Here is a 6,323-nt window from a genome sequence, read left to right as displayed (position 1 = left end):
GTGTATAAGAGACAGGGTGAGTTCTGGTTGTCGGGGCGGCTGGGCGCGGGCGGGCAGGGCGTGGTGTACGACGCCTACGGTCCCGACGGGGTCCGGGTGGCGGTCAAGGTGCTGCACGGGGCGCAGGATTCGCCCCGGGAGCTGGCGCAGATGGCCGCCGAGGCGCGCGCCGCGCAGCGGGTCGCCTCGTTCTGCACCGCCAAGATCCTTGATGTGCGGCTGGAGCCGCCGCGGCCCTACATCGTCAGCGAGTACATCGACGGGCTGAGCCTCCAGGGCGCCGTCAACGGTGCGGACGGGAGGCCGGGGCGCCGGTTCGGCGGGGACGATCTGCACCGCCTCGGGATCGGGATCATCACCGCGCTCACCGCCATCCACCAGGCCAAGGTCGTCCACCGCGACCTCAAGCCCGGCAACGTGATGCTGGGTCCCGACGGGCCGCGGCTGATCGACTTCGGGATCGCGCGGGTGCTGGACACCCACACGGCCACCGAGGGCGGCGGGTTCGCCGGGACGCTGCGGTACATGGCGCCGGAGGCGTACGCGGGGCAGCGCGCCGGGGCCGAGGCCGACGTGTTCGCCTGGGGCGCGATCATGGTGTTCGCGGCCACCGGGCAACACGCGTTCAAGGGCGGCACCCTGCCGGAGATCGCCCACGCGATCCGCACCCACGAACCGGACCTGTCCGCGCTGCCCGACGCGCTGCGTCCGCTGGTGGGGGCCGCGCTGGCCAAGGATCCGCTGGCGCGTCCGGCCGCGGGGGCGATCCTCGCGGCGCTCACCCAGGACCCGCACCAGGGCTCCGGTGACCTGCAGGAGCTGGTCGCCGCCGGGGCGGCGCAGGCCGAGTCGCGTTCCCGGTGGGAGCCGGGCGACCCGGCGCTGGGCAAGGTCGCCGAGGACGCCTTCGCCGCGCTGCCGCCGCGTGAGCAGAGCCTCGTCCCGGAGGTGTTCCTGCGCTGCGTGGTGCCCGGCGAGGACGGCAACCTGACCATCCGCCCCGTACCGGCCGCGGAGCTGTCGGACCGGGACGATCCCAGCGAGGCGCAGGCGCTGGAGCATGTCGTGTGGGCCTTCCGGCCGCTGCTGGTGGTGACGGGGGAGCAGGTCGTCCTGACGCGCCCGGCACTGCTGCGGGCGTGGCCGCGGCTGCGGAGCTGGGCGGACGAGGAGCGGGAGGGCCTGGCGGTGCACCACCGCATCCGCCGGGCCGCCCGCACCTGGGCCGACCACGGGCGCCGCCGCGGGGACGTGCTGACCGGGGCGCACCTGGACGAGGCCGTCCACTGGGCCGCCACCCCCGGCCGCCGCCAGTCGCTCAACCGGCTGGAGCGCGGCCTGCTGGACGCCAGTACCCGCGCCCAGACCGCCCGCGGCCGGCGCATCCGCGCCGTCGCCGCCGTGCTGGCGGTGACCACGGTCGTGTCGCTGACGGCCACCGGATGGGCGGTCAAGGCGCAGCGGACCAGCGTCGACCAGCGCGACGTCGCGGCCTCGCGGCAACTGGCCGCGCAGAGCCGCCAGTTCGCGGGCACCGACCCGGACAAGGCCGCCCTGCTGGCCGTCGCCGCCGGGAACATCCGCGAGACCCCCGAGAGCCGCGCCGCGCTGATGAACATCGTCACCAACCCGGCCCGCGGCGTCCTGAGCGACTACAAGGGCACGCCCATCACGGTCGCGGCCGACGGTGACGGCCGGATGCTCGCCATCGGCAACGAGGACGGCACCGTCGCGTTGTGGGATGTGCGCAGACACCGCCAGATCGGCGGCTTCCTGCGGCTGCTCAAGCCTTCCGGTCCCCCGACGGCCATGTCGGTTGCGCTGAGCCCGGACGGCCGGACGCTCGCCGCCGCCGCAGCCGAATCGGGCGGCATCGGGGAGATCGTGCAGAAGGCCGTCCGGCTCTGGGACGTGCGCACCCGCCGGCCGCTGGGCGACCTGCCCGTATCGTCCGAGCCCAGTTCGGTGGTGTTCACCTCCGATGGGAAGAGCGTGGCCGTCGACAACGGCGAGGTGGTCGAGCTCTGGGACGTAGGGACCCTGCGCCGGCGCGGTCGCGGCATCCCCTCTGATGAGGGCGCCGTGATCGGCCCCCGCGCCAAGACCGTCGCGGTCAACACGGCCGAGGGGGTGGCGGTGTGGGACCTCGCCACCGGCCGGCGCACGGCGACCTTCCCCGCGAAGGGCGATGTGGTGGCGCTGGGCCCGGACGGCCGGACCGTCGTCACGCGGGTGGAGGGAGCGTTCGAGGCGGGTGACGAGGGCGACGAGGTGTACCTGTGGGACGCGCGGACAGGCCGCCAGCGAGGCGCCACCATCACCGTCGGCCTGCAGGACGACGAAGTGGGACCGTTCAGCTCCGACGGCCAGGTCGTGGTCATCGGCACGCAGCTGTGGGAGACCGGCGGCACGCAGATCGGTTCCATCGCCAATGACGGCGCCGCCTCAGCCAGAGTCGCCGCTTTCGTCGGCAAGGACACGGTGGTCTCGCTGGGCGGGGACGGTTCCACGGCGGCGGTGCGGCTGTGGGACGTCAAAGTCCGCCAGTCCGATCGCAATCCCTTCCGGTTCGCGGGCGCCAAGAAAGGCTTGGACTATCCCTCCAATCACGGATTCAGCCCGGACGGACGGACCCTCATCGCCGAAAGCGGCACGTCCGACGGTCTCGACTTCCGGACCTGGGATGTCACCAGCAGAAAGGAGACACAACCGGCCCTCCCGGGCGGAAAACTGCTTGGGGCACCCTTGAGCCCACGCGACATCGTGGTCACCCCCGACGGACGCAGATTCGTCACCGGCGAGCCCTCCGGCCTTGTCCTCTGGGACCCGGCGGCTCGGCGCGCGTCCGTCCTGCAGGGCTCCCAAAAGGACAGCGTCGCGCTGGCCATGAGCTCGGACGGGCACATGCTGGCCTCCGGCGGAGGCCCCCAAGACGGCAACGTGCACCTGTGGGACCTCCGAACCCGCACCCTGGCCGCCAAGTTGTCGCCGGCCACCGAGGTCTCGGCGCTGGCCTTCAGCCGCGACGGCAGCATCCTGGCCGCCGGCTCCGGCCGGTCGGTCCGGCTCTGGAACGTCGCCGGCCGCAAGGAGCTCACCCCGCCGATCAGCGGCCTCACCGACCAGGTCAACGCGGTCGCCCTCGCCCCCGACAACCGCACCCTCGCCATCGGCGCCGGCAACACGACCGTCCTGTGGGACGTCCGAGCTCAGCGCCAGATCGGCACCCCGCTCACCGGCCACTCCGACCCGGTGAGCACCTTGGCCTTCAACCGCGACGGGACCACGCTGGCCACAGGCGGCGAAGACCAGGCCGTAAGACTCTGGGACGTCACCAGCCAAAGCCAGATAGGCGCGCCCCTGACAGGCCACAGCGGCCCGCCGACGGCCCTGTTCTTCAGCCCGGACACGAAGACCCTCACCACCAGCGACCTGGACGTGACCATCCGCCGATGGAACATCGCCATGCCCGCCGACCCGGCGGAGATCGCCTGCTCCATAGCCGGCCGCACCCTCACCCGAGCCGAATGGACCCAATACGTCGCCCCCGGCATCGACTACCGCGACGTCTGCCCCTCCCTGAGCCGCCTCGGCTGACGACGCACCCCGGCCCGTTTGCGCGGGTGACAGGACACACCAGGCCCGTCTTGCTTAACTATGGACGATCATGTCGTTACTGTCGTACCCCAAAGTCGGCGAGGCGGTCACCGGAGGTAGTGATGAGGTCCGGACGGTGGATGCTCGTCGTCTGGCTGATCGTAGGAGCGCTCGCCGCGGGACAGCGCCACTACTACGCCCAGTTCGACGGCAGCTGCGCCAATATCGCCACGATCGGAATCACCTGGGCCACCGGTCCGCTCAACTACATCGGTCTCAATCCCACCGCCGACTGCAAGCTTCCTCAGCCGAGCGCATGACACGTCGGCCGCTCGCGTCACCTCCGGCGGCGGTTCTGGCGGCGGTGCTTGGGAGCGGGGCGCTGTTGCGGGGGCTTCTTACGGGCGGGCTGTTGTTGCCGGGGGTTGCGGCCGCGGGAGCTGTTGACCGTGCGGCCGCGGACGATGCCGATCAGTTCCTCCATGAGGTCGGACGTCTCGACATCTAGCCAGGCCAGGCCGATCTGCGACTGGGGAGCGTCGGTCACGGTCCGGTAGGTGAGGTCTCTGCGGTGGTGGAGGCGGGCCAGAGACTGCGGGACCAGCAGCACGCCGGCTCCCGACGCCACCAACCCGATCGCGTCGGCGGTGCTCTCAGGACGGGTGAAGGCCGGTTGCCCGGGGCGCTCGTCCCAGCTCAAGACGTCGTCGAGCGGCTCGAACACGTCCTCGTCGGCGAGGTCGGCGAGCTCCACCTCCTCCACCGCGGCCACCGCGTGGTCCTTGGGCACCACGACCACGGTCGTCTCCAGGTACAGCGGGATCACGTGGAGGGCCTCGCGGTCGACGGGGAGGCGTACGAACGCCGCGTCCACGCCACCGTCCCGCAGCAGGGGGACGACCTCGGCCGCCGGCATCTGCAGCAGGTGAAGCGGCACCTCCCGGACCCGCTCCGCCCACACCCGGGCCCACTTCCCGGGCGTCACCCCCGGAACGTAGGCCAGCCGGAACTCCGCATCGCTCACTCCGCCACCCTAGTCTCGTCCGCTGGCTACCCTTGGCGTCATGGGCACGTCCAAAGCGAAGACCTCGCAGACCATGAAGTCCGCGACCGCGGCCAAGAAGCTGGGGATCCTGCTGTCGGCGGCACCCGCCGAGTTCCAGGACGGTCCTGTCTCCCGGGACGAGTTGAACGCGCTCCAGGCCGATCCGCCCGCATGGCTGGCGAACCTGCGCCGTGAGGGGCCCCACCCCCGCCAGGTCGCCGCCGCCAGGCTTCGCGTCTCCATCTCAGGTCTGGCCCGCGCCGGCATCACCGGCCCCCTCACCACGGCCGAGATCGAGGACCTGAAGGCCGAGAGGCCCGACTGGCTGGAACGCGAGCAGGCCATTTACGCCGAGGTCCGCAGGGAGGAACTCCGCCTCAAGCAGGAGCGCGCCAGGGCTTGACGCCACCGGTCAGGTGCCCGGGGGCGCCCAGCGGTCTGCCAGCAGCCTGAAGCTCGGCACATCGTCGAGCGATATCGAGTATTCGTATGTCCGTTCATAGCCGATGCCGCTGATGCGCCACCCGCCGTCCGCGCAGCGGCGATACGTCTCCTCGTAGAAGGCGGATCCGCGGATCAGCACCCGGAACGCCTTGGCGATGACGGTGTCCTCCAGGCACCAGGTGCCCTCGGCCCGGTCGCCGTCGACCCGGATCTCGGGCTGGCCCGCGAAGTGCACCGTGGTGATCTCGGGACCGAGATTGTCGCGCATGTAGCCGACGATGGCGTCCCGGCCTTCCAGCCGCAGCGGCCCGCCGACCGCGCGGGTTCCGTAGGCGCCCAGGGCGTCCTCGGTGAGGGTGTCGGCGAACCCGTCCCAGTCCTTCAGGTCCAGGCAGCGCAAGTACCGGTACTTCACCTGACGGATCTCTTCCAGGGCGATCAGGTCCATGCGACGTAGCCTGCTCGACCCCGCCTCCGTTGACAAGAACGCGTTCTAGTTACCGAGACCCCGGGTGCTCAAGCACGCGGGGCTTGTACTCGACCAGCTGGATGCGGCCGTCGAAGGTGCGGTGATCGGTCATCTCCAGGGCGACGTCCGGGTAGCCGTCGTAGATGCGTTCCGCACCCGTGGCCCCGGTGATCACCGGGAACATCACGACCCGGAAGCGGTCGACGAGCCCGGCCCGTAGCAGGGACCGGCACAGGCTCAGGCTGCCGATCGTGCTGAGCAGGGCCGGGCCGCCCGACTTCATGGCGCGGACCGCCTCGACGGCGTCATCGCGGACGAGCGTGGAGTTGGCCCACGTCAGCGGCTCCTCCAGGGAAGAGGAGAACACCACCTTGGGTGCTCGCGTGAGCTCGTCGACGGACGCCTCTTCCTCGGGCCTGAACTCGTCCTGGCCATCGGGGACCTCGCCGGCGGCGAAGCCCGACATCTGGCAGTAGGTGTTCGCCCCCATCAGGTAGGTGACCCCCGGCTGTTCACCGAGCCACGTAAGGTACTCCGGTCCCTCCAGGCCCCAGAACCCGGGCCACCCCTCTGCTGACGCGTGACCGTCGAGGGAGGTGATGAAGTCGACGAGAAGCTCGGACATGGCGGTCTCCTTCCTTGGGTGTCATGGGGGTTGACCGGCTGGCAGCCGCGAACTCATCGGCCGCGCCTGGCAGGTGTCACATCTTTCGTCGGCGGACTTGATGGCGTCGCGGATCCGGGCGTAGGTGCCGCAGCGGCAGATGT

General features: G+C 71.2%; 6 protein-coding genes. 3 read left to right on the top strand and 3 right to left on the bottom strand.

Annotated elements, in window-relative coordinates:
* The coding region (locus tag E1200_RS09335; protein ID WP_207933260.1) for a protein kinase at positions 1-3,597 on the top strand (3,597 nt) is incomplete at its 5' end.
* A gap of 140 nt (positions 3,598-3,737) precedes the next feature.
* Positions 3,738-3,917: a hypothetical protein gene (locus E1200_RS09330; protein ID WP_243708435.1), complete on the top strand. Its 180-nt coding sequence runs from the start codon at positions 3,738-3,740 to the stop codon at positions 3,915-3,917.
* A gap of 17 nt (positions 3,918-3,934) precedes the next feature.
* On the opposite strand, the gene E1200_RS09325 is transcribed toward E1200_RS09330, so the two are convergent.
* On the bottom strand, positions 3,935-4,621 hold the full coding sequence (locus tag E1200_RS09325; RefSeq protein ID WP_243708434.1) for a LysR family substrate-binding domain-containing protein: 687 nt from the start codon (positions 4,619-4,621) through the stop codon (positions 3,935-3,937).
* Positions 4,622-4,661: 40 nt separating this feature from the next.
* Here E1200_RS09325 and E1200_RS09320 point away from each other — a divergent pair, with 40 nt between their 5' ends.
* Positions 4,662-5,045, top strand: coding sequence for a DUF5997 family protein (locus E1200_RS09320; RefSeq protein ID WP_131951419.1), 384 nt, complete (start codon positions 4,662-4,664; stop codon positions 5,043-5,045).
* A 9-nt stretch (positions 5,046-5,054) separates the two neighbouring features.
* Here the strand turns inward: E1200_RS09320 and E1200_RS09315 are convergent, their stop codons facing one another.
* The gene (locus E1200_RS09315) at positions 5,055-5,534 is read right to left on the bottom strand and encodes a nuclear transport factor 2 family protein (protein ID WP_131951418.1); all 480 of its coding nucleotides are present in this window, start codon (positions 5,532-5,534) and stop codon (positions 5,055-5,057) included.
* Positions 5,535-5,583: 49 nt separating this feature from the next.
* Positions 5,584-6,180, bottom strand: coding sequence for a dihydrofolate reductase family protein (locus tag E1200_RS09310; protein ID WP_131951417.1), 597 nt, complete (start codon positions 6,178-6,180; stop codon positions 5,584-5,586).
* Positions 6,181-6,323 lie beyond the last annotated feature (143 nt).

The sequence above is a fragment of the Actinomadura sp. GC306 genome, assembly GCF_004348665.1.
Lineage (GTDB): Bacteria > Actinomycetota > Actinomycetes > Streptosporangiales > Streptosporangiaceae > Spirillospora.
This window is presented reverse-complemented; position numbering and strand designations above follow the sequence as displayed.